This is a genomic window from Eikenella sp., assembly GCF_057315495.1.
This window is the reverse complement of the sequence record NZ_DBHKXY010000061.1, coordinates 1-21,947: the sequence shown is the minus strand read 5'-3', so window position 1 is coordinate 21,947 and position 21,947 is coordinate 1. Positions and strand designations below refer to the sequence as shown.

The 21,947-nt window shown below is 56.5% G+C and carries 20 protein-coding genes, 1 tRNA gene and 1 pseudogene; 19 read left to right on the top strand and 3 right to left on the bottom strand.

Going from position 1 to position 21,947, the window contains the following annotated elements:
* Nucleotides 1–86: 86 nt before the first annotated feature.
* Nucleotides 87–1,538 carry a surface lipoprotein assembly modifier gene (locus tag ACO6EE_RS09850; RefSeq protein ID WP_485960840.1) on the bottom strand — a complete coding sequence of 484 codons (1,452 nt, stop codon included), beginning with the start codon at nucleotides 1,536–1,538 and terminating at the stop codon, nucleotides 87–89.
* A 164-nt stretch (nucleotides 1,539–1,702) separates the two neighbouring features.
* Nucleotides 1,703–2,662 (bottom strand): factor H binding protein domain-containing protein, encoded by a 960-nt coding sequence (locus tag ACO6EE_RS09845; protein ID WP_485960839.1) that lies wholly within the window; start codon nucleotides 2,660–2,662, stop codon nucleotides 1,703–1,705.
* 289 nt (nucleotides 2,663–2,951) lie between these two features.
* Here ACO6EE_RS09845 and ACO6EE_RS09840 point away from each other — a divergent pair, with 289 nt between their 5' ends.
* The 3 genes from ACO6EE_RS09840 (at nucleotide 2,952) to ACO6EE_RS09830 (ending at nucleotide 5,254) form a co-directional block, all read left to right on the top strand.
* The gene (locus ACO6EE_RS09840; RefSeq protein ID WP_485960838.1) at nucleotides 2,952–3,395 is read left to right on the top strand and encodes a universal stress protein; all 444 of its coding nucleotides are present in this window, start codon (nucleotides 2,952–2,954) and stop codon (nucleotides 3,393–3,395) included.
* Between the two features lie 91 nt (nucleotides 3,396–3,486).
* Nucleotides 3,487–4,656, top strand: a complete 1,170-nt coding sequence (locus tag ACO6EE_RS09835; RefSeq protein ID WP_485960837.1) for a PilT/PilU family type 4a pilus ATPase — start codon at nucleotides 3,487–3,489, stop codon at nucleotides 4,654–4,656.
* A gap of 367 nt (nucleotides 4,657–5,023) precedes the next feature.
* Nucleotides 5,024–5,254, top strand: coding sequence for a hypothetical protein (locus ACO6EE_RS09830; protein ID WP_485960836.1), 231 nt, complete (start codon nucleotides 5,024–5,026; stop codon nucleotides 5,252–5,254).
* A gap of 106 nt (nucleotides 5,255–5,360) precedes the next feature.
* On the opposite strand, the gene lpdA is transcribed toward ACO6EE_RS09830, so the two are convergent.
* A complete protein-coding gene (gene lpdA, locus ACO6EE_RS09825; RefSeq protein WP_485960835.1) occupies nucleotides 5,361–7,163 on the bottom strand; it encodes a dihydrolipoyl dehydrogenase in 1,803 nt (600 codons plus the stop codon).
* Between the two features lie 240 nt (nucleotides 7,164–7,403).
* Between lpdA and pssA the strand changes: the two genes are divergently transcribed.
* From pssA to ACO6EE_RS09745, 16 genes and pseudogenes are all read left to right on the top strand, one after another.
* A complete protein-coding gene (gene pssA / locus ACO6EE_RS09820) occupies nucleotides 7,404–8,192 on the top strand; it encodes a CDP-diacylglycerol--serine O-phosphatidyltransferase (RefSeq protein WP_485960834.1) in 789 nt (262 codons plus the stop codon).
* A 142-nt stretch (nucleotides 8,193–8,334) separates the two neighbouring features.
* Nucleotides 8,335–9,147, top strand: coding sequence for a sulfite exporter TauE/SafE family protein (locus ACO6EE_RS09815; RefSeq protein ID WP_485960833.1), 813 nt, complete (start codon nucleotides 8,335–8,337; stop codon nucleotides 9,145–9,147).
* Nucleotides 9,148–9,356: 209 nt separating this feature from the next.
* A complete protein-coding gene (ndk, locus tag ACO6EE_RS09810) occupies nucleotides 9,357–9,782 on the top strand; it encodes a nucleoside-diphosphate kinase (protein WP_064104114.1) in 426 nt (141 codons plus the stop codon).
* A 126-nt stretch (nucleotides 9,783–9,908) separates the two neighbouring features.
* On the top strand, nucleotides 9,909–11,000 hold the full coding sequence (gene rlmN, locus ACO6EE_RS09805) for a dual-specificity RNA methyltransferase RlmN (RefSeq protein ID WP_485960832.1): 1,092 nt from the start codon (nucleotides 9,909–9,911) through the stop codon (nucleotides 10,998–11,000).
* A 5-nt stretch (nucleotides 11,001–11,005) separates the two neighbouring features.
* On the top strand, nucleotides 11,006–11,779 hold the full coding sequence (pilW, locus tag ACO6EE_RS09800; RefSeq protein WP_485960831.1) for a type IV pilus biogenesis/stability protein PilW: 774 nt from the start codon (nucleotides 11,006–11,008) through the stop codon (nucleotides 11,777–11,779).
* Nucleotides 11,776–12,669: a RodZ domain-containing protein gene (locus ACO6EE_RS09795; protein WP_485960830.1), complete on the top strand. Its 894-nt coding sequence runs from the start codon at nucleotides 11,776–11,778 to the stop codon at nucleotides 12,667–12,669. The genes pilW and ACO6EE_RS09795 overlap by 4 nt, the downstream gene beginning before the upstream one ends.
* Nucleotides 12,670–12,678: 9 nt before the next feature.
* A complete protein-coding gene (ispG, locus tag ACO6EE_RS09790) occupies nucleotides 12,679–13,956 on the top strand; it encodes a flavodoxin-dependent (E)-4-hydroxy-3-methylbut-2-enyl-diphosphate synthase (RefSeq protein ID WP_485960829.1) in 1,278 nt (425 codons plus the stop codon).
* 252 nt (nucleotides 13,957–14,208) lie between these two features.
* Nucleotides 14,209–14,604, top strand: a complete 396-nt coding sequence (locus ACO6EE_RS09785; protein WP_485960828.1) for a hypothetical protein — start codon at nucleotides 14,209–14,211, stop codon at nucleotides 14,602–14,604.
* A gap of 135 nt (nucleotides 14,605–14,739) precedes the next feature.
* Entirely contained in the window at nucleotides 14,740–16,551 is a 1,812-nt protein-coding gene (typA, locus tag ACO6EE_RS09780; protein WP_485960827.1) for a translational GTPase TypA, read from the top strand.
* 189 nt (nucleotides 16,552–16,740) lie between these two features.
* Entirely contained in the window at nucleotides 16,741–16,935 is a 195-nt protein-coding gene (locus ACO6EE_RS09775) for a hypothetical protein (protein WP_485960826.1), read from the top strand.
* Nucleotides 16,936–16,973: 38 nt separating this feature from the next.
* Nucleotides 16,974–17,618 carry an orotate phosphoribosyltransferase gene (gene pyrE, locus ACO6EE_RS09770; RefSeq protein ID WP_485960825.1) on the top strand — a complete coding sequence of 215 codons (645 nt, stop codon included), beginning with the start codon at nucleotides 16,974–16,976 and terminating at the stop codon, nucleotides 17,616–17,618.
* Nucleotides 17,619–17,858: 240 nt separating this feature from the next.
* Entirely contained in the window at nucleotides 17,859–19,013 is a 1,155-nt protein-coding gene (lpxB, locus tag ACO6EE_RS09765; RefSeq protein ID WP_485960824.1) for a lipid-A-disaccharide synthase, read from the top strand.
* Nucleotides 19,010–19,594 (top strand): ribonuclease HII, encoded by a 585-nt coding sequence (rnhB, locus tag ACO6EE_RS09760; protein WP_485960823.1) that lies wholly within the window; start codon nucleotides 19,010–19,012, stop codon nucleotides 19,592–19,594. Before lpxB ends, rnhB begins: the two co-directional genes overlap by 4 nt.
* Nucleotides 19,595–19,864: 270 nt before the next feature.
* Nucleotides 19,865–19,941: transfer RNA gene (locus tag ACO6EE_RS09755), tRNA-Met, on the top strand.
* Nucleotides 19,942–20,191: 250 nt separating this feature from the next.
* Nucleotides 20,192–20,301 (top strand): annotated as a pseudogene (locus ACO6EE_RS09750) (IS5/IS1182 family transposase); the annotation flags it as partial.
* A 90-nt stretch (nucleotides 20,302–20,391) separates the two neighbouring features.
* Entirely contained in the window at nucleotides 20,392–21,810 is a 1,419-nt protein-coding gene (locus ACO6EE_RS09745; RefSeq protein WP_485960822.1) for an OmpP1/FadL family transporter, read from the top strand.
* The last annotated feature ends 137 nt before the right edge of the window (nucleotides 21,811–21,947 follow it).

The window sequence follows — 21,947 nt, the reverse complement described above, 5'->3', positions numbered from 1 at the left end:
AGGCTACCTGAAAAACCCATTCCGTTTTTCAGGTAGCCTTTTTCATGCAGTGCATGGATGCAGTATTTCAGCGAAGCTTCCGATGCTCAAAACCGACGTTCCACTTCGATAAACCATTGGCGGCTGCGGCGTTGGTAGAGTTCCGGAATGTTGCTGTTGATATTCAGATAGCGGTAGGTTAGGCGGGGCATCAGGCCGTGCCATTGCAGTTTGGGATGCCACAGCGACAAGTTGAGCTGGGTTTCTCGGTCGGAGCGCACCACAGGGAAAAAGAAGTGCGTTTGGCGGAACTGCCGCCTGCCCAAGCGGATGTCTGCACGCAGGCCAAATTGCGGCCATTCCCGCATCAGGCCGAAGCGGATGCCACGTCGGACGGAGGCTTCCGATGGGTCGCGAGTTTGGTGTTCCAGCCAGTCTAAACCGATATAGAGCAGGCTGTTTGCGATAGGCATCCAGGCGGCGGTGGCGGTTAATTGGGTTTGCGGGCCGTTGTAGCTTTGTGCAACGTTTTGGCTGCGGTAATGCCGCCAACTGCGGGCGGTCATCACGCTGATTTGCCATTTTGAGCCGATTTGGCGGCTATATTGCCCCTGTATGCCGTATTGGCGGCTGTATGGGCTACCTGAAAACCAGCTGAATTCGGTATAGGGCTGTATCTGCCAGCTGCTGCGGATATTGCGGAAGCGGTAACCAGCCTGCACACGTAAGTTTTCTTCGTTGTACTCGCGCCGATCCCAGTAAAACACACCGTCCAAACCAACGCCGCCGGTGAGGAAGTGGTTGCCGCCGATGTTCACGGCCCGGTCGAGTGCGGCACTGTAACGCAGGCCGGTGGCTTTCTGGGGCAACGAGGCTTCATCACGCACCCACACGCGTGAGCCCAAGCGCAGTTCGCGGGCAGAGGAGGCGTTATTGACGTTGTCGTTCCGTTCGTATTGCAGCGAGGCATCGGCTTGCCACGCCTGCCGTTTTTGCATGGTTTGGCGGTATTGCGCCACCAGTTGTTTTGCTTCGGGCAGCAGGTCGGACTGTTCCAATTGTTCGGCCTGTTGGTCGGCCTGGCGGTATTGGTGGTTTTCAAACAACATCGCCATGTAGTCGAACCGGACATAAGACAGTTCCGGCCGCCGCTGCACAATGGCGGCATAATGCTTGATTGCCTGCTCAAGCTTGCCCTGCCCGCGCAATAAGGCACCTTTACCGTAATCGTACAACACGGTATCGTGGTTTGGTATGGTGAGGTACAAATCCAGCAGGTCGGCCAGCAAATCCCATTGCTGATTGAGGATGGCCTGATTGATTAGGTGTTCGGTCAGGGCAGGATTGGCGCGCAGGTCGGTTTCGGTCAGGTGCTTGGAGGGTTGGGGGTCTCTTGGGGGTGTTTTCGGGGCGATGCTGTCGCTAGTTTGAATGGGCTGGGGTGGTTGCGGCCATGGCGGATTGTCATCGTGCGGCACGAGGGTTGTCGGTGCGGCCATCGTGCAGAATGGCAGCAGGCAGAGCATCAGAATGGCCGGATGGCGGAAGAGGGATATCATAACGGCTGAAACAAAATATAGATGGCAGATGTTAGATGAATGACGGCTACAGGCTACCTGAAACTCTATCGGGCTGTTTTCAGGTAGCCTGTAGCCATGCATTACTTAACTGCTTTGTCGCGTTTCTTTCCTATGCGGAACAGCTGTACAAAATATTCGGCAGATTATTGCTTGGTTCCGCTGAATCCGACATGCCACTGACCATTGGGGCCGCTGCGGCTTCCTTCTACTAGGCCGGCCACTTCTTCAGCATTGGGCCCGAAGATGGAAAGGTAGTATTGATAGGCGTTCATGCGGTCGGAAACGGCGTTGCCGCTAATGCCTTTAGTGCGTTCGGCAGCCGACAGCATTGGATTATAGGGTAATGCGCCGCTGATACGGCCTTGGCGCAATTCGATGTCGCCGGTGGAAGCCATGCCGGTAATACGGCCGCTACCGGTTTTGTCGGTGAAATTGATGCTGTAGTTAAACGCACCTTTTTCCACGCCCGATCCAAAATTGGCAAACGATTCGCCGCTATAGTTAAACGTATTGCCGCTGAGACGGGTGATGGTAGCATCGTTCACGGGCAGGCCGCTCACTAACTGTACGCGCATAGTATCCGGTCGGTTGAGTCGGTTGTTCGGATCGTTAGCGCCATCATAGCGGTAGGCACTGGGCAAAGTGGCCAACACCATGGAGTAGGGGCGTTGGTAGATATACATTTTTCCTTGCTCTTCCACTTTCACATCGCGACTGTCAGGATAGGCGACTTTCAAAGACGTCCATTCAGCTTTGTAGGGCAGTTCGAGCAGACCGTCCGGCAGTGCGGTGATATTGATACGGTCGTTCAGGCCGTAGCTGCGGCCGTTAAGGGTGAGAGTGAGGTCTTTCTCACCGCGTGTGTTGTTACCGGCCTGTGGTCCCATCAGGGTTTGGGCGGCAATCACACTCTTGCTGCTGACCACTCCGGCATAATTGCGGCGATAATCCAGGCTGGAACGGTTTTTAACAGCAGAAGATTCGGCATCCGGCGACGCGGCGGTTTGAGGCGTGTTGTTTTGCACGGAAGGGGGGCCGCCGCCACTGCTGCCGCAGGCAGCCAAGCTGAGAGCGATAATGGTGGTGCTGAGCAAATGTTTCATTGTTGGTAACTCCTACTTTATTTTTAAGTTTTAAAATTTGTTAAATTTTGAAGTTTTGCAGTCTAGCAGGCAGGAGATAGGGGGTTCATTCAGCCGTTAGTAGTAGCCCGATCGGCTAACTTTGGCCGAATAATCGTGGAATTCCTGTAACCGACTCCGGCAGCGAAGTGGTTTTCTGTAAAAACCGGTCATTTGCTTTACAATCCTATTACAGGTAAAGTGATTCGGTCTGCAAAGAATTGGCGGCGGCAATCCTGCCCGGCTGCCAGCAACTAAAAGGAGTGGCAAAATGTATCAACGGATTTTCGTTCCGATAGACGACAGCAAAACCTCTCTCTACGCCCTGGAACAGACCTGCCGGCTGGCCAAGGCAACCGATGCCGTGTTGGTGGCCGTGCATGTGGTGGATTTAAGCGACCTCAAGCGCGAAGCCAGCCGCCTGCCCAATTCCGAAGAGCTGTATGCGGCCGAAATGCAGGTGGCCGACCATGCTGAAACCATCATGCAACAAGCCGGCGTGAAATACGAAGTGGACACCCTGGAAAACGACGGCATGCGTATTTCCGACGTACTGATTAAAGAGGCCGTGCGCCAAGAGTGCGACCTCATCGCCATGGGCACCCACGGCTTCTCCGGCCTGCTGCATCTATTGATGGGCTCCGTGGCCGAAGGCGTGCTGCGCCAGTCTCCCCTGCCCGTGCTGCTGTTCCGCCGCCCCGACGACGAAACCTAGCCGCACCAACTTTCAGGTAGCCTCCCGACTATGCGGCGAGGCTACCTGAAAACTTCATCTAATAACTTACAACCCAAATGGAAAACGCTCTATGGCAATCCCCGCTTACAACGAAGAGATGAAAAAATTCATCCACGGCCTGCTCAACCACCTGGTGCAGATCAAAGGCTCCGACCTGTTCATCACCGCCGGCTTTCCCCCGGCCATGAAGCTCGACGGCAAGCTCACCCCGATTACCGACAAACCGCTCACCGCCGACCACACCGCCCTCATCGCCCGCGCCCTGATGGACGACAAACAGGCCGAAGAATTCGATAACACCAAAGAATGCAACTTCGCCATCAGCCTGGCCGGCGTGTCCCGCTTCCGCATCAACGCCATGGTGCAACGCGGTGCCGCCGCCCTCGTTTGCCGCGTAATCACCAGCCAGATTCCCAAGTTCGATAACATGAACCTGCCGCCGATTTTGAAACAAGTGGTGATGGAAAAGCGCGGCCTCGTGATTTTCGTGGGCGGCACCGGCTCCGGCAAATCCACCTCCCTGGCCGCCATGATCGACTACCGCAACGAAAACAGCCACGGCCACATCATCACCATCGAAGACCCGATCGAATTCGTGCACCCGCACAAAAACTGCATCATCACCCAGCGCGAAGTAGGCGTGGACACCGAAAACTGGTTTGCCGCCCTTAAAAACACCCTGCGCCAGGCCCCCGACGCGATCCTCATTGGCGAAATCCGCGACCGTGAAACCATGGACTACGCCCTGGCCTTCGCCGAAACCGGCCACCTCTGCATGGCCACCCTGCACGCCAACAACTCCAACCAAGCGCTCGACCGCATCATCAACTTCTTCCCCGAAGAGCGCCGCACCCAGCTGTTGAACGACCTGTCGCTCAACCTCAAAGGCTTTATTTCCCAGCGCCTCGTGCCCAAACCCGACGGCAAAGGCCGCGTGGCCGCCGTGGAAGTACTGCTCAACTCCCCGCTGATTTCCGAGCTGATTTTGAACGGCGACATCCACGGCGTGAAAGAAATCATGGCCCGCTCCCGCGATTTGGGCATGCAAACCTTCGACCAGTCCCTGTTCGACCTCTACGAAGCCGGCCACATCGCCTACGAAGACGCCCTGAAAAACGCCGACTCGGTAAACGATTTGCGCCTCAATATCCAGCTCAACAGCAAACGCGGCCGAGACAACGAAAAATCCGGCATCGACAGCCTCTCCATCGTCGGCATGGACGAAGCCGGCGAAGCCTAAGGCGGAAAAGGCTACCTGAATATTCAGGTAGCCTCATTTACAGCCAGCTCAAGAAAGGCAGGTAGCGGATACCTGCCTTATCTTAAAGTTGCCGATCAATAAAGAGGAACATTAATGACTGCCTCCTCAAGCAACCCATCCCCCTACCCTATTGATTATCATGGGGGCGGTTTCCGAATCTATTCTTGACATACTTTCAAACCAAATATAGTGAATTAAATTTAAACCAGTACAGCGTTGGCTCGCCTTGCCGTAACGTGTGTACTGTCTTGCAGCTCGCCGCCTTGTCCTGATTTTTGTTAATCCACTATAAATACAATTCTTCTCAAGATATTGATTTCTATCTCGAGGTTTCCGGCAAAACATATTGTGGAAGCGCTTCTATATCCACTCTATTCCTGGCATTATGGAGCGCCAAGGTAAGTTCGAACATCCCGCTTATGGCCGATATTTCTGGGCGAGCAACTTTATTTTGCTGCAAGAGCCAACCGTAGCTTGCTTAGTGGAGGCCATCGAACACATGATTTCAGACGGCAGACATGAGCTGGCTTTTTTAGAAGTGCGGCCGGATGTTTCCGAAGAACCTAAGGCCACCTGAAAGCCCAAGTTTCAGTATTGTGAAAATGTTCCCCAACCCGCATAGAAAAGGCTACCTGAAATTTTTCAGGTAGCCTTTTCTATTCAGCGTTTAAGCTGCCAAACGCTTATTTCTTCTTGCGCTGAGGCGGCAAGTCGGTGCAAGTGCCGTTGGCCACTTCCGCTGCCATGCCGATGCTTTCGCCCAAGGTGGGGTGCGGGTGGATGGTTTTGCCGATGTCGGTTGCATCGCAGCCCATTTCGATGGCCAGGCAGATTTCGCCAATCATGTCGCCGGCGTGGGTGCCGACGATGCTGCCGCCGATAATCAAGCCGCTTTCGGCATCGAAAATCAGCTTGGTGAAGCCTTCGTCGCGGCCGTTGGCGATGGCGCGGCCGGATGCGACCCACGGGAATACGGCTTTGGTGATTTTGATGCCGTCGCGTTTGGCGATTTCTTCGGTAACGCCCACCCAAGCCACTTCGGGGTCGGTATAGGCCACGCCCGGAATCACGCGCGCGTCGAAATAAGCTTTGTGGCCGGCGCAGTTTTCGGCTGCCACGTGGCCTTCGTGCACGGCCTTGTGCGCCAGCATGGGTTGGCCGATGACGTCGCCGATGGCGTAGATGTGCGGCACGTTGGTGCGCATTTGTTTGTCCACTTCGATGAAGCCGCGTTCGGTAACGGCCACGCCGGCTTTTTCAGCCGAGCAGAGTTTGCCGTTTGGCGCGCGGCCGGCAGCCACCAGCACCAAGTCGTAGCGTTGCGGCTCTTTCGGCGCTTTTTCGCCTTCAAAGGTTACATAGATGCCGTCGGGCTTGGCTTCCACGGCCACGGTTTTGGTGTTGGTCATGATGTTGTCGAAGCGGTGGGCGTTCATTTTTTCCCACACTTTCACCAAGTCGCGGTCGGCGCCCTGCATCAGGCCGTCCATCATTTCGACTACATCCAGGCGTGCGCCCAGTGTGCTGTACACGGTGCCCATTTCCAGGCCGATGATGCCGCCGCCGATAACCAACATTTTTTCCGGCAGCTTGCCGCCGTTTTGACGCAGCTCCAACGCGCCGGTGCTGTCCACAATGCGTGGGTCTTCAGGAATGAAGGGCAGTTTCACTACGCGGCTGCCCACGGCGATGATACAGTTTTTGAAGGCAACGGTTTTTTTCGCGCCGGTTTCGGTGGCTTGCTCGTATTGGGTGGATTCGGTGAGCGACACTTCGATATGGTTCGCACCCACGAATTGGCCGTTACCTTGAATAACGTCCACTTTGCGGGCTTTGGCCATACCCGCCAAGCCGCCGGTGAGTTTGGCGATGACTTTTTCTTTATAACCGCGCAACTCGTCTACATTGATTTCGGGTTCGCCGAATTTGATGCCGTTTTTCACCAAGTGTTTCACTTCATCAATCACGGCAGCATTGTGCAGCAGCGCTTTAGACGGGATGCAGCCCACGTTCAGGCACACGCCGCCCAAGGTGCTGTATTGCTCGATGATGGCGGTTTTCAAGCCTTCGTCGGCTGCGGCAAATGCGGCGGAATAACCGCCGGGGCCGCCGCCCAATACCACCACGTCGTATTCGGCATCGGCAGAACCGGCAAACTGTGCCGCCTGCGGTGCGGGCGCAGCGGCTTTAGGGGCTTCCGGCGCCGGAGCGGCGGCAGCTTTCGGTGCTTCGGTGGCGGCAGCCGCACCGGCGGCTTCGATCACGGCAATCACGCCGCCTTCGGAAATTTTGTCGCCCACTTTCACTTTCACTTCTTTCACCACGCCTGCGGCTTCGGCCGGCACATCCATAGTGGCTTTGTCGGTTTCCAGCGTAATCAGGGTGTCGTCGATAGCGATGGTATCGCCTGCTTTGATTTCCACGGCGATGATGTCTACATTTTCGTGCCCGCCGATGTCGGGTACTTTCAATTCGATTAAGCTCATTGTGTTGTGCCTTTCTTGAGTATTAGACTAATTAACAAAGGGCTACCTGAAAAATGGAATGCCGCCATGCGGCCAAGTTTTTGGCATTCAGCCCGATTAATTGCTCGACGGGGCGAATTATAACGCACTTCTTTGCCTTCCCCGCAGCTTTATCAACACGGGTTTTGCTGCTGCAGGCGCAACGATGTCGGGATAGGTATATAATAGGCTTCTGATTATCCAGTTTTCAGGTAGCCTCAAATGACTCAGCCACTCTCCCCCGAACAGCCCGCCAGCCGCCTCGAAGCCTTCCGCCAAAACAGCATCTACCTTCTGCCCAATTCGTTCACGCTGACGGCCTTGTTTTGCGCATTTTTCGCCATCACCCAATCCATGCACGGCCACTACGAGACGGCAGCGGTGGCGGTGTTTGTGTCGATGCTGCTCGACGGCATGGACGGCCGCGTGGCACGCTGGACCAACAGCCAGAGCGCGTTTGGCGAACAGCTCGACAGCCTGGCCGACATGGTGAGCTTCGGCGTGGCGCCCGCGCTGATTGCCTACAAGTGGCAGCTTTTCGAGTTCGGACGCATCGGCTATTCGGTGGCTTTTATCTATTGCGCCTGCGCAGCTTTGCGCCTGGCCTTGTTCAACACTTTAATCGGCAAGGTGGACAAACGCTGGTTTATCGGCATCCCGAGCCCGACAGCAGCCGCTTTGGTAATCGGGCTGGTGTGGATGGATCACAACCTGGGCGGCCTGCCGCTGGCGCGTTGGTGGTGCTTGATCATCACACTGTTTGCCGGGCTTTCGATGGTAGCGCAGGTGCGGTTTTGGAGCTTTAAGGAAATCAACGTGCGGCGCAAGGTACCGTTTTTCGGACTGCTCTTGGCCGTGATCGGCTTTTTGGTGATTACTTGGGAGCCTTCATTGGTGCTGTTCCTGCTGTTTCTGGCCTACAGCTTGTCGGGCTATGTGATGTGGTTTTGGCAGCGCGACCGCAAGCAGAAAGAACAACAGGAAGCAGAAAAAGAAACAGAGGCTACCTGAAAAGTGGTAACAACCTGAATTGATAGGTAGGCAAGTGCCAAGCCAAATTGGGCTGAACGGCTAAAGGCTACCTGAAAATTCAAAGATGAAACGCCGCTGCCGATTTGCTTTCCGGCAGCGGCTTTATAGTGGAGGCAAAGCAATGTGGAGCATGGAAGTATTGCTGCCGCTGGCATCGGTGGGCGCGATAGCAGGATTTTTGGCCGGGCTGCTGGGCATCGGCGGCGGGATGATTATCGTGCCGATTGTGCTGTGGGTGCTGGGCAGGCAGGGCATCACAGGCGAGCACGGCCAGCATTTGGCGGTAGGTACCTCAATGGCGGTGATTGTGTTCACCACCTTTTCCAGCGCGCTGGCGCAGCAGAAGCAAGGCGCGGTGCGCTGGGAATTCGTGCGGCGTATGGCGCCGGGCTTGGTGGCGGGCAGCCTGTTGGGCTCGCTGGTGGCACACCGGATTCCCACCTTCGGCCTGCAGATATTGTTTATTGTGTTTTGCTATTCGGTGGCGGCAAAAAACCTGTTCCAGCTCAACCCGAAACCGGCAACCACGCTGCCCAGCGGTCGGATGCAGGCGGGGATTGGCGGGCTGTTCGGGCTGCTGTCCAGCTGGGTGGGTATTGGCGGCGGATCGTTGTCGGTGCCGTTTATGATGTATTGCCGCGTGCCGGTACATCAGGCGGTGGCTACTTCCAGCGTGTTGGCCTGGCCGATTGCGGCAGCGGGAGCGCTGGGCTATCTGCTGTCTGGTTGGAATGTGCCGGGGCTGCCCGCGGGCACGGTGGGCTTTTGGTATGTGCCGTGCATCGTGGTGCTGGGGGTGTGCACGGTGCTGTTCGCGCCCTTGGGCGTAAAAGCGGCGCACCGCCTGCCGCCGGCCGGTTTGAAGCGGGCATTTGGGGTGTTGATGGTGGTAATTGGCAGCCAGATGCTGTGGAAATTGCTGCATGGAGCATAGAGCCAGACGCCATCCTTCAGTATAAGTTTTCAGGTAGCCTGCAAACCGAGTATGCCAAGCCAAAACCGATAAATGCAAAAATCCGTATCCGAACAAGCAATCGCGCGGAAAACTTGCTAAAATGCCGTCCGCCAGCCGCACGCCCCTTTGGGCGGGATAAAAATCCGTAGCGGCCAATATATTGATAGTGAATTAGATTGGAGAACCAAATGGCTGTTGAACGCACCCTTTCCATCATCAAGCCCGATGCCGTGGCCAAAAACGTTATCGGCAAAATCTACAGCCGTTTTGAAAGCAACGGCTTGAAAATCGTGGCTGCCAAAATGAAGCACCTCTCCCGCGAGGAAGCCGAGGGCTTCTACGCCGTACACAAAGAGCGCCCGTTTTTTGCCGAGCTGGTGAAATTCATGACCAGCGGCCCGGTGATGGTGCAGGTGTTGGAAGGCGAAAACGCAGTGGCTAAAAACCGCGAGCTGATGGGCGCCACCAACCCGAAAGAAGCCGCTCCCGGCACCATCCGCGCCGATTTCGCCTCCTCTATCGATGCGAATGCCGTGCACGGTTCCGACAGCTTGGCCAATGCCGCCATCGAAGTGGCCTATTTCTTTGGCGAGCAGGAAATCTGCCCGCGTTAAACCGGCCAAGCTGCAGGCTACCTGAAAGTTTCAAACGTGTTGAAACGCAGTTTTCAGGTAGCCTTTAAGCCTTTATATACAAATCATAAAACCTAAGAACACAACCAGCCGATTTGCGGCGCTCATATGAAAACCAACCTGCTCAACTACGACCTCGCCGGCCTCACCGCCCATTTCGCCCAAATGGGGGAAAAACCCTTCCGCGCCCGCCAAGTGATGCGCTGGATGCACCAAGGCGCAGCCGGCGATTTCGACGAAATGACCGACCTGGCCAAATCGCTGCGCGCCAAGCTCAACGACAGCGCGCAAGTGGGCGTGCCCGCGCTGATGGCGGCGCAGGAAAGCCGCGACGGCACGCGTAAATGGCTGTTGGATGTGGGCACCGGCAACGGCGTGGAAACCGTGTTCATCCCCGAAACCGACCGCGGCACGCTATGTATTTCCTCGCAGGTGGGCTGCGCGCTGGAGTGCACTTTCTGCTCCACCGGCCGCCAAGGCTTCAACCGCAACCTCTCCACCGCCGAAATCATTGGCCAATTATGGTGGGCAAACAAAGCTCTGGGCGCCACCCCCAAAGACGAACGCGTAATTTCCAATGTGGTGATGATGGGCATGGGTGAGCCGCTGGCCAACTACGATAATGTGGTGACTGCGCTCTCCATTATGCTGGATGACCACGGCTACGCCCTCAGCCGCCGCCGCGTTACCGTATCCACCTCCGGCATGGTGCCGCAGATGGACAGGCTCAAAGAAGATATGCCGGTGGCGCTGGCCGTATCGCTGCATGCCCCCAACGACGCCATACGCAACGAAATCGTGCCGCTGAATAAAAAATACCCGCTCAAAGAGCTGATGGCTGCCTGCCGGCGCTATCTGGTTAAAGCCCCGCGCGACTTCGTTACCTTCGAATATGTTATGCTCGACGGCGTAAACGACAAACCCGAACACGCCCGCGAGCTGCTGGAATTGGTTAAAGACGTTCCCTGCAAATTCAACCTGATTCCGTTTAACCCCTTCCCTAATTCCGGCTACAACCGTTCCAGCGATGAGAATATCCGTGTATTCCGCGATATCTTATATCAGGCAGGCTTGGTGGTTACCGTGCGCAAAACGCGCGGTGACGACATCGATGCAGCCTGCGGCCAGCTGGCCGGACAGGTACAAGACAAAACCCGCCGCCAACAAAAATGGCTGCAATTACAAGTTGTGAAAGGTTGATTATCATGAAAAAAAGTTTAATTGCCTCCCTGACGACGCTCGCCTTGCTCGCCGGCTGCGGTGGCATCACTATCCACACCGGTAACAAAGAAGTGCGCAACCGGCCGGAAGAAATTGCCGCCATCAAAACCCAGCTGGCCATCGAATACATGAATTCGCATGACTACCGTGCCGCCGTGTCTGCAATTGAAGAAGCCCTGCAAGCCCAGCCGCGCAACGAAAATGCCTGGTTGGTGCGCGCCGAGATTTATCAATATTTGAAAGTGCCGGAAAAAGCAGAAGAAAGCTTCCAGCGTGCCCTGGCTATCAAACCCGACAGCGCAGAAATCAACAACAACTACGGTTGGTTCTTATGCAATTCCGGCGGCCGTGCAAACCAAGCACTGACTTATTTCGACCGCGCCTTGGCCGACCCCACCTACCCCAGCCCGCAGGTAGCCTACATGAACAAAGGTATCTGTAGCGCCCGCTTGGGTCAATATAACCTGGCTATGGCCTATCTGGAACGCTCCCAGGCTGCCGATCCTAGCTTCGCTCCCGCACAGAAAGAAATGGCACGCGTGCGCATGATGGAGGGCAACCTAGGCGAGGCCGACCGCCAGTTCCGTCAATATCAAAGCAAGGTAGACCGCCTCAGTGCCGACGACCTACTATTGGGCTGGAAAATTGCCCGCACCCGCGGCCAAACCCAAGCCGCCTACGAATACGAAGCGCAGCTGCGCACCAACTATCCGTATTCGCCTGAACTTCAAGAAATTACCACAGGAAGACCCCAATGACCGAGATCTCAACCCCCCAACTGGCCGCCGCTGAAGAACTGGGCAAACTGTTGCGCCACAACCGCGAACAGCAACAACTGTCGCTTGGTGATGTGTCGGAACACCTCAAACTGCCCGCCCGCCAGGTGGAGGCGTTGGAAAACGCCGATTTCAGTAAATTGCCCGAGCCCGTGTTTGTGCGCGGCTTTCTGCGCAGCTACGGACGCTACCTGAATTTGGACGAAGCCGTATTAAACAACTATCTGGAGCAGATCGTTGCCCCCAGCCAATTCCAAAGCCCCTCGGCCAAAGAAGATGGCAATGTGAAGATGACTTACCACAACGCTCCGATTAAAAAGCCCTTCCCGCGCTGGATTTTCGGCGTGGCCGCCGCTGCCGCGATTGTGGGCGTGGTGGTGTTGTGGCAGATGAAGTCCAACACCGAACATCAAAAACAGAATGCCCAAACCAGCATTCCGGAAAACCAAATCTTGCCGCCCAACTTAGACAGCAGCAATGTACAGGTGTTGCCGCTGCAAGACGCCTCCGCGCCTGCCGCCTCCCTGCCGGCAGTTTCAGGTAGCCAGCCGCAGCCGGTGGAAAATCCGGTGTCTGCACCGGCCGCTGCTGCAGGCATCCAATCGGCTCAGGGCGAATTGGTGCTCAAACTGCGCTTCCGCTCCTTCCTCACCGTAACCGATAAAGACGGCCAAATGCTGGTAAGCAAAATCGTGCCTGCGGGCAGCGAACACCGCTTCTCCGGCAACGGCCCCTACCGCGTACGCATCGGCTTTGCCAAAAACAGCCTGGCCAGCTACAGCGGCCGCGACATCAATGTGGCCGAGCACATGGTCGACCAAAAAACCGCCGCCTTCACTGCCGGCGGCTCAGACGATGCCGCCAAACAATAATATCCGTTTATGAACACAACCCTTCCTTCCCGCCGGCACACGCATCAGGTAGAAATCGAACACATCACCGTCGGCTCCGGCTCGCCGGTAGTGGTGCAATCGATGACCAACACCGACACTGCTGATGCCGAAGCCACCGCTTTGCAGGTGAAAGAGCTCAGCGAAGCCGGCTCGGAAATGGTGCGGATTACTGTCAACAACCCGCAGGCTGCTGCCAAAGTGGCCGAAATCCGCAGCCGACTGGACGACATGGGCTGCCCCACCCCGCTCATCGGCGATTTCCACTTCAACGGCGAACGCCTCCTGGCCGAGTTTCCCGAATGCGGCAAGGCCTTGGCCAAATACCGCATCAATCCCGGCAACGTGGGCAAAGGCACGAAAGGCGATGAAAAATTCGCCTTTCTCATCCGCACCGCAGCCGAAAACGGCAAAGCCGTGCGCATCGGCGTGAACTGGGGCAGCCTCGACCAAAGCCTGGCCAAACGCCTGATGGATGCCAACCGCAACCACCCCGAGCCGCTGCCGCCCGAAGCCGTGATGAAGGAAGCATTGGTGCTCTCTGCACTGGAATCCGCACAAAAAGCCGTGGATTTGGGGCTACCTGAAAACAAAATCATCCTGTCGTGCAAAGTCAGCGCCGTGCAGGATTTGATTCAGGTATACCGTGATTTGGGCAGCTGCTGCGCCTATCCGCTGCACCTGGGACTTACCGAAGCCGGCATGGGCAGCAAAGGCATTGTGGCTTCCACTGCCGCGCTGTCTGTGTTGCTGCAAGAAGGCATCGGCGACACCATCCGTATTTCGCTCACTCCCGAGCCAGGCAGTTCGCGCACACAGGAAGTGATTGTGGCGCAGGAAATTCTGCAAACTATGGGGCTGCGCTCCTTCACCCCGATGGTTACCGCCTGCCCTGGCTGCGGCCGCACCACCAGCACCGTATTCCAAGAGCTGGCACGCGATATCCAGCTGCACCTGCGGATGCAGATGCCCGTGTGGAAACACAAATATCCAGGCGTGGAAAGCCTGAACGTGGCCGTGATGGGCTGCGTGGTCAACGGCCCCGGCGAAAGCAAACTGGCCGATATCGGCATCAGCCTGCCCGGCACCGGCGAAACCCCGGTTGCCCCCGTGTATGTGGACGGCGAGCGCACAGTAACGCTCAAAGGCGACAATATGGCTGCCGAGTTTTTGCAGATTGTGGAAAACTACGTGGCCGAAAACTATGGCGAAGGCGGCAAAAAACGCCTCAGCCAAGCCGCCAAAATCATTCCCATCCGACAAGCTTAGCCGGATTGGCATACAAAAATAAAACCTTTGCTTCACTGGCAAAGGTTTTTTGTTTTCAGGTAGCCTCGTTACGGCTACAAACATTGCAGGCTACCTGAAACACCGTAGAAGTAGTGCGACAAGGCAAACCAACATAGCAGCATTCTTAATTTCAATTCACTAAAAATATGCTGCGGCTATCGCTTTAATATCCGCAGATTGGCTATAATGCCCACCAACCGCAGCTATAGCGGGCACACAAAGGGAAACATCATGGCCGCCGACCTCCGTCAGCTTTTGTTCAAACTCTATCTAATCAACAATTTCAAACTCGAACACAAGGTTTACATCTACACCTATCGCGGCGTAACCGATGTGGCCACCAACCCCTTCCAATACGTGAGCGGCGATGTGGCCGAAAACGTGAAGAAAAGCCTGATCCTGCAAAACCTGGCCAGCGGCGAAATGTTGCAAGCCTTCATCGTGCCCACGCCCGATAGCAAAGGCAAAACCCACAGCGCCTACGAAATTGAAAACACCGTGCTCTATGGCAACAAAGCCGGCGTCCTCATCGAAATCGGGCTCGACAAAGACAAAATCGAGAAAACCGACAAATACCGCCAGTTCAGCCACTTGGCCGTGAGTATGTTGCGGCAGTTTAGCGACTAAGCCACCACCCAATCCCATACAGGCTACCTGAAAAACACCAGCCCACCTGATCTGCTTTGCGGGGCGAGCAGTAGAACTGCTATAATGCGCGGTTTCCAAAATTATTTTCCGCACCCGCTGCGGCCACAAACTAACATGAAAAACATCCGCAACATCGCCATCATCGCCCACGTCGATCACGGTAAAACCACACTCGTAGACCAACTCCTGCGCCAATCCGGCACCTTCCGCGCCAACCAGCACGTGGACGAGCGCGTGATGGACAGCAACGACATCGAAAAAGAACGCGGCATCACCATCCTGGCTAAAAATACCGCCATCGAATACGAAGGCTACCACATCAATATCGTCGATACCCCCGGCCACGCCGACTTCGGCGGCGAAGTCGAACGCGTGCTCGGCATGGTGGATTGCGTGCTGCTGTTGGTGGATGCGCAAGAAGGCCCGATGCCGCAAACCCGCTTCGTGACCAAAAAAGCCCTCGCGCTAGGCTTGAAACCCATCGTGGTGATCAACAAAATCGACAAGCCCACCGCCCGTGCCAGCTGGGTGATCGATCAAACCTTTGATTTGTTCGACAACCTCAGCGCCAGCGAAGAGCAGCTCGATTTCCCCATCGTCTATGCTTCCGGCCTTTCCGGCTTCGCCAAGCTGAACGAAGAAGACGAGAACAGCGACATGCGCCCGCTGTTCGACACCATCCTCAAATACACCCCCGCGCCTTCAGGTAGCGCCGATGCACCGCTGCAGCTGCAAATCTCTCAGCTCGACTACGACAACTACACCGGCCGCCTCGGCATCGGCCGCATCCTCAACGGCAAAATCCGCCCCGGTCAAACCGTGGCCGTGATGAACCACGACAAACAAATCGCCCAAGGGCGCATCAACCAGCTGCTCGGTTTCAGCGGGCTGGAACGCGTGCCGCTGCAGGAAGCTGAAGCCGGCGACATCGTGTTGATTTCCGGCATTGAGGAAATCGGTATCGGCGTCACCATTTGCGACAAAGACAACCCCGTCGGCGTACCGATGCTAAGCGTGGACGAGCCCACCCTCACCATGGACTTCATGGTAAACACCAGCCCGCTGGCCGGCACTGAAGGCAAATTCGTTACCAGCCGCCAAATCCGCGACCGCCTGCAACGCGAACTGCTCACCAACGTTGCCCTGCGCGTGGAAGACACCGCCGATGCCGATGTGTTCCGCGTGTCCGGCCGCGGCGAGCTGCACCTCACTATTTTGCTGGAAAACATGCGCCGCGAAGGCTACGAGCTGGCCGTGGGCAAACCGCGCGTGGTGTACCGCGAAATCAACGGCCAAAAATGCGAGCCGTATGAAAACCTCACCGTGGACGTACCCGATGAAAACCAAGGCGCCGTCATGGAAGAACTCGGCCGCCGCCGTGGCGAGCTCACCAATATGGAAAGCGACGGCCACGGCCGCACCCGCCTCGAATACCACATTCCCGCGCGCGGCCTCATCGGCTTCCAAGGCGAATTCATGACCCTCACCCGCGGCGTCGGCCTGATGAGCCACGTGTTCGACGACTACGGCCCCGTGAAGCCCGATATGCCCGGCCGCCGCAACGGCGTGCTGGTGTCGCAAGAGCAGGGCGAAGCCGTGGCGTATGCGCTGTGGAACTTGGAAGACCGCGGCCGCATGTTTGTGTCGCCGAACGATAAAATCTATGAAGGCATGATCATCGGCATCCACAGCCGCGACAACGACTTGGTGGTAAACCCGCTCAAAGGCAAAAAGCTCACCAACGTGCGCGCCAGCGGCACCGACGAAGCCGTGCGCCTCACCACGCCGATTAAGCTCACGCTGGAAAGTGCAGTGGAATTTATCGACGACGACGAACTGGTGGAAATCACCCCCAAATCCATCCGCCTGCGCAAACGCTACCTGAGCGAACTGGAACGCCGCCGCCACTTTAAAAAATTGGACTAAGGCTACCTGAAAGCCTCAGGCCATATCAACAAAGGCTACCTGAAACCCGCCCGCCGGTTTTCAGGTAGCCTTATATATTCGCTCCCGTGTGGAGCTTTAATTTTAACGGTATCTTTGGCACTCCAGCCAGCATCGCTAAGTAAGGCTGAATAAAGCTCCATTCATAGCTAACTGAAAGGGGCTTTTATTATGACCGCCATCGTTATTTCTCGCGATTATCCTTGTGTTGTTTTATCTAATCGTTACTGCCCACTGTTCAAAGAAACGGTGAGCTGTCTATCTATCGCCTTATCTGAAGAAAATTCAACCGTAATTGATGTTGCGGCTTTCCCTTCAGATGGTCTTTTTCATATCCGCCGAAGAGTACGGCAGAATCGGCTATAATGCCGCCGTTTCCAATTCTTGATTTCAGGGAAGGCATCATGAGCGATTTTCGGCAGGATTTTCTGCGCTTTGCGCTGGAGCAGGATGTGTTGCGCTTTGGCGAGTTTGTTACCAAGGCCGGGCGGCTGTCGCCCTATTTTTTCAACGCCGGGCTGTTTAACGACGGCGCCTCTACCCTGGCGCTGGCGCGGTTTTATGCGCGTTCGATTCTCGAGAGCGGGGTAGAGTTTGATATGCTGTTCGGCCCGGCTTATAAGGGCATCGTGCTGGCTTCGGCCACGGCGATGATGCTGGCCGAACAAGGGCGTAATGTGCCTTTTGCCTACAACCGCAAGGAAGCCAAAGACCACGGCGAAGGCGGTACGTTGGTGGGCGCGCCGCTGGCCGGGCGGGTGTTGATTATTGACGATGTGATTTCCGCCGGCACTTCGGTGCGCGAATCGGTGCGCCTGATTGAGCAGGCGGGCGCCACGCCGGCCGGGGTGGCAATTGCGCTCGACCGCATGGAAAAAGGCACGGGCAGCCAATCGGCAGTGCAAGAGGTACGCCAGCAATACGGGCTGCCGGTGGTGCCGATTGCCAGCCTGGCCGATTTGCTCGCACTCTTGCAAGACGATGCGCAGTTTAGGCAACACCTCGAGCCGGTGCAGGCCTACCGCGACCGCTACGGGGTGGCGGATTAGGATTTTCTGACAGTCCCTTAGTAAAGAATAAAGGCTACCTGAAACTGGGAATACGGGTTTCAGGTAGCCTTTTTTGCAGCCATCGAAACAAGTTTGAGGCTACCTGAAAACGATGTCTTGGCAAAGTCACGGCTGAGCTTCTGCGAAGCCAAAATTTTCAGGTAGCCTTCAACGTCCCATCCGCCCGCCACCTCATTCTTCGGTACAATACCGCATCTTCATTTTCCAGCCGCTCCCACCATGAACACTTCCCCCCTTATCGCCCTGTGTGCCGGCGAAGCTTCGGGCGACCTGCTCGGCGCACACCTGATTGAGGCCATCCGCGCGCGCTGCCCGCAGGCGCGGTTTACCGGCATCGGCGGTCCGCGGATGCAGGCGGCCGGGCTGGAGAGCCTGTTCGACCAAGAAACGCTGGCGGTGCGCGGCTATGTGGAAGTGCTGAAAAACCTGCCGGCGATTTGGCGTATCCGCAAAGGGTTGATTGCCGAAATGAAACGGCAGCAGCCAGATGTGTTCGTGGGCATCGACGCGCCGGATTTCAACCTGGGCGTGGCCGCTGCGCTCAAGGCGGCGGGCATCCCCACGCTGCATTATGTGAGCCCTTCGGTGTGGGCATGGCGGCGCGAGCGGGTGCACAAAATCGTACAGCAGGCAGATGAAGTGTTGTGCCTGTTCCCAATGGAGCCGGAGCTATATCGGCAGGCCGGCGGGCGGGCGCGTTTTGTGGGACACCCGTTGGCGCAAACCCTGCCCCTGGAAGCCGACCGCGCCGCCGCACGCCGTGAGTTTGGGCTACCTGAAACACAGCCCGTATTCGCCCTGCTGCCCGGCAGCCGCGTGAGCGAAATCGACTATATGGCGCCGCTGTTTCTGCAAGCCGCGCAGCTGGTGTGGCAACAAATTCCCGAGGCACGATTCCTGCTGCCCTACGCCACAGAAGCCACCCGCACGCGCCTGCAAAGCCTACTCGCCGCCGAGCCATATTGCCGCCTGCCCTTGCAACTGCTCCCGGGCGGCACGGCACAGGCCTGCACGGCGGCGGATGCGGTGTTGGTCACCAGCGGCACCGCCACGCTGGAAGTGGCACTGTGCAAGCGGCCGATGGTGATCAGCTACAAAATTTCGCCGCTCACCTATGCGCTGGTGAAGCACAAAATCAAAGTGCCCTATGTGGGGCTGCCCAACGTGCTGCTCGGCCGCGCCGCCGTGCCGGAGCTGCTGCAGCACGATGCCGAGCCGGAAAAGCTGGCTGCCGCGCTGCTGAATTGGTATCGCTCGCCGGAGAAAACCGCCGCGCTGCAACAAGATTTCACCGAGCTGCACCGTTTATTGCGCAAAGACACCGCCGCCGAAGCCGCAGCGGCAGTGCTGGCCGCCGCAGGGGCAAACCCATGATTTGGCAGGCCGGTGTGGACGAGGCCGGGCGCGGGCCATTGGTTGGCAGCGTGTTTGCCGCCGCCGTGGTGCTGCCGGACGAATACGATTTGCCGGGGCTCACCGACTCGAAAAAACTGAGCGAACGCCGCCGCGACGAATTGGCGGTATTGATTCAACAGCAGGCGCTGGCTTGGTGCGTGGCCGCCGCCTCGGTGGAGGAGATCGACCGGCTCAACATCCTGCACGCCACCATGCTGGCCATGCGCCGCGCCGTGCACGGGCTGGAAAGGCTACCTGAAAAAGTGTGGATAGACGGCAACCGCGTGCCGCCCGATTTGGGCTGCGAGGCCGAAGCCGTAATAAAAGGCGACAGCAAAATCATCCAGATTTCCGCCGCCTCCGTGCTGGCCAAAACCGCGCGCGACGCGGAAATGTATGCCCTGGCCGAACGTTATCCGCAATACGGCTTCGAACGGCACAAAGGCTACGGCACCGCCGAGCACCTCGCCGCCCTGCAACGCCACGGCGCGCTACCCGAACACCGCCGCAGCTTTGCTCCGGTGCGGGCGATATTGGCACAGGGCCGGCTGTTTGAGTGAATCAGGTTTCGCCCGCAGAAACTCAGCTCTGTCTTCGTCAAACCATCGCTTTAGCTTCACAGAAGTCCAGCTTTGCCCTTGTCAAATCATCGCCTTAGCTTCGTAGAAGCTCGGCCTTGGCTTCGCCAAGACATCGCTTTCAGGTAGCCTGCTGGGCAGAACAGCCAAATTGCGCAAACAAAATTAATCAAACAATGCAGGCCAATAGCCTTTATCTGGCGCACAAACTTGACAAGCTCCGCCAAGGCGCGTATAGTCCACTTTCCCTGACGCGGGGTGGAGCAGCATGGTAGCTCGTCGGGCTCATAACCCGAAGGTCGTAGGTTCAAATCCTGCCCCCGCAACCAATTTCAAACCTCTCGGCAATTTGCCGGGAGGTTTTTGCATTCCGGCAATTTTATGCTGCCATACGCCTAGAAAGTAAAACGATGTAGCGCAGCCTGGCCGAGTGTTGGCAATCTGTTGGAATTTTACCAATCCTAACATTCCCAATCCCAGCTGTTTTGGCCGCTGGGTTTTATTTTTGTACAAAATTTCCTGTAGAATAGTTATTCAACGTTAATAGCCAAACAGCTGCAAAGGATGCGGATGTTTAGCTATAGTGGATTAAATTTAAATCAGGACAAGGCGGCGAGCCGCAGACAGTACACACGTTACGGCAAGGTGAGCCAACGCTGTGCTGGTTTAAATTTAATTCACTATATATGGCGTAATGTTTCAGGTAGCCCCTTTATCAAGGCTACCTGAAAATATGCCTGTTAATTGATAAATAGCTTTTTTCTTCAACCAAATAGATCATGACAACCCGCCATTTCTCCCGCCTCGCCCTGTTGCTGGCCGCCGCTTTTTCCGCCCAAGCCTGGGCCTCCGGCTACCATTTCGGCACTCAATCCGTGAGCAGCCAATCCACAGCCAACTCTTCCTCCGCCGAAGCAGCCGATCCTTCCACTTTGTTCCACAATCCCGCCGGCCTCACCAAACTCGAAGGCACGCAAGTCAGCATCAACGTCAACCTTGTTGCGCCCAGCGTGAAATACAGCGATGCCGAAGCCTACTATCCCGGCACCAACCAGCCCGTGCAAGGCAGCACTTCCGGCAACATCCGCCCGGAAAGCGTAGTGTTTGCGCCGCATTTTTATTTGTCGCACCGCTTAAACGACAACCTTGCCCTAGGCTTGGGCATGTACGTTCCCTTCGGCTCCGGCACCGAATACCAACACGATGCTGTATTGCGCTACAACCTGAACGAGTTGAGCGTGAAAACCATCGCTATCCAGCCCACCGTTGCCTATAAAATCAACGACCAGCACTCCGTTGCCCTCGGCCTGGTGGCTCAACACACCACTGCCAATTTGCGCCAATACGCCAACTTCGGCGCCTTCCCTCCGCTGCGCCGCAACGGCTTTGCCGACGGTTATGCCAGCGTGGAAGGCAGCGATTGGGGCTTCGGCTACAACCTCGCCTGGCTGTGGGACGTAAACGACTCCTTGCGTTTGGGCGCAAACTACCGCTCCAAAGTCAGCCACAATCTGCGCGGCGATGCCGAATGGAAACTGGTGGGCGCAGCCTTCCAAACTCCGATGGGCGGTACAATTTCCAACGTCATCCGCGCCAATGGCTATGCCGAATCCGAAGCCGCCAACGTGCGCATCGTTACCCCCGAATCCTTCTCCCTGCACGGCATGTACAAACTCACGCCGCGCTGGTCGCTCTATGGCGACGCCACCTGGACACGCCACTCCCGCTTCGACCGTGCCGAGCTGAATTTCGGCAACACCAAAACCGTGGCCAACCCGCAGAATCCTGCCGCCCCTGGCCGCAGCAATCAAACCATCCTCACCCCCCAGTGGCGCAACACTTATAAACTCTCCCTCGGTGCGTCTTACCAAATCACCGACCCCCTGCAACTGCGCTTCGGCATCGCCTATGACCAATCCCCCGTACGCGGCGCCAACACCCGCATGAGCACCCTGCCCGATGCCGACCGCCTCTGGCTCTCCCTCGGCGGTAAATACGACATCAATCAGCAGCACAGCCTCAACCTCGCCTACAGCTATGTGCACGTGAAAAACACCTCTGCCAACGTAAACGGCTGGTGCGGCGGCACAGCCTCCGGCCCCGGCTCGCAAGCCTGCGTGTCCAGCCGCACCCACGGTTCCGCCAAATTCAGAAGCCATTCCCATATCTTAGGCTTGCAGTACACCTATAAATTCTAATTCGATTCATGTTGGCAAAAAGGCTACCTGAAAGTATGACTTCAGGTAGCCTTTTCCAATTCTCCGGTTCTTAGTAAAAAAGGGCATAAGTAACAAAAAAGGTGCTATTTCAGAGAACCTTGCCAGTAAGTAACAAA

Excerpts from the sequence above, each read along its gene's own strand:
- ACO6EE_RS09850 (WP_485960840.1), bottom strand. The coding sequence starts at position 1,538 with ATGATATCCCTCTTCCGCCATCCGGCCATTCTGATGCTCTGCCTGCTG.
- ACO6EE_RS09845 (WP_485960839.1), bottom strand. The coding sequence starts at position 2,662 with ATGAAACATTTGCTCAGCACCACCATTATCGCTCTCAGCTTGGCTGCC.
- ACO6EE_RS09840 (WP_485960838.1), top strand. The coding sequence starts at position 2,952 with ATGTATCAACGGATTTTCGTTCCGATAGACGACAGCAAAACCTCTCTC.
- ACO6EE_RS09835 (WP_485960837.1), top strand. The coding sequence starts at position 3,487 with ATGGCAATCCCCGCTTACAACGAAGAGATGAAAAAATTCATCCACGGC.
- lpdA (WP_485960835.1), bottom strand. The coding sequence starts at position 7,163 with ATGAGCTTAATCGAATTGAAAGTACCCGACATCGGCGGGCACGAAAAT.
- pssA (WP_485960834.1), top strand. The coding sequence starts at position 7,404 with ATGACTCAGCCACTCTCCCCCGAACAGCCCGCCAGCCGCCTCGAAGCC.
- ACO6EE_RS09815 (WP_485960833.1), top strand. The coding sequence starts at position 8,335 with ATGTGGAGCATGGAAGTATTGCTGCCGCTGGCATCGGTGGGCGCGATA.
- ndk (WP_064104114.1), top strand. The coding sequence starts at position 9,357 with ATGGCTGTTGAACGCACCCTTTCCATCATCAAGCCCGATGCCGTGGCC.
- rlmN (WP_485960832.1), top strand. The coding sequence starts at position 9,909 with ATGAAAACCAACCTGCTCAACTACGACCTCGCCGGCCTCACCGCCCAT.
- pilW (WP_485960831.1), top strand. The coding sequence starts at position 11,006 with ATGAAAAAAAGTTTAATTGCCTCCCTGACGACGCTCGCCTTGCTCGCC.
- ACO6EE_RS09795 (WP_485960830.1), top strand. The coding sequence starts at position 11,776 with ATGACCGAGATCTCAACCCCCCAACTGGCCGCCGCTGAAGAACTGGGC.
- ispG (WP_485960829.1), top strand. The coding sequence starts at position 12,679 with ATGAACACAACCCTTCCTTCCCGCCGGCACACGCATCAGGTAGAAATC.
- ACO6EE_RS09785 (WP_485960828.1), top strand. The coding sequence starts at position 14,209 with ATGGCCGCCGACCTCCGTCAGCTTTTGTTCAAACTCTATCTAATCAAC.
- typA (WP_485960827.1), top strand. The coding sequence starts at position 14,740 with ATGAAAAACATCCGCAACATCGCCATCATCGCCCACGTCGATCACGGT.
- ACO6EE_RS09775 (WP_485960826.1), top strand. The coding sequence starts at position 16,741 with ATGACCGCCATCGTTATTTCTCGCGATTATCCTTGTGTTGTTTTATCT.
- pyrE (WP_485960825.1), top strand. The coding sequence starts at position 16,974 with ATGAGCGATTTTCGGCAGGATTTTCTGCGCTTTGCGCTGGAGCAGGAT.
- lpxB (WP_485960824.1), top strand. The coding sequence starts at position 17,859 with ATGAACACTTCCCCCCTTATCGCCCTGTGTGCCGGCGAAGCTTCGGGC.
- rnhB (WP_485960823.1), top strand. The coding sequence starts at position 19,010 with ATGATTTGGCAGGCCGGTGTGGACGAGGCCGGGCGCGGGCCATTGGTT.
- ACO6EE_RS09745 (WP_485960822.1), top strand. The coding sequence starts at position 20,392 with ATGACAACCCGCCATTTCTCCCGCCTCGCCCTGTTGCTGGCCGCCGCT.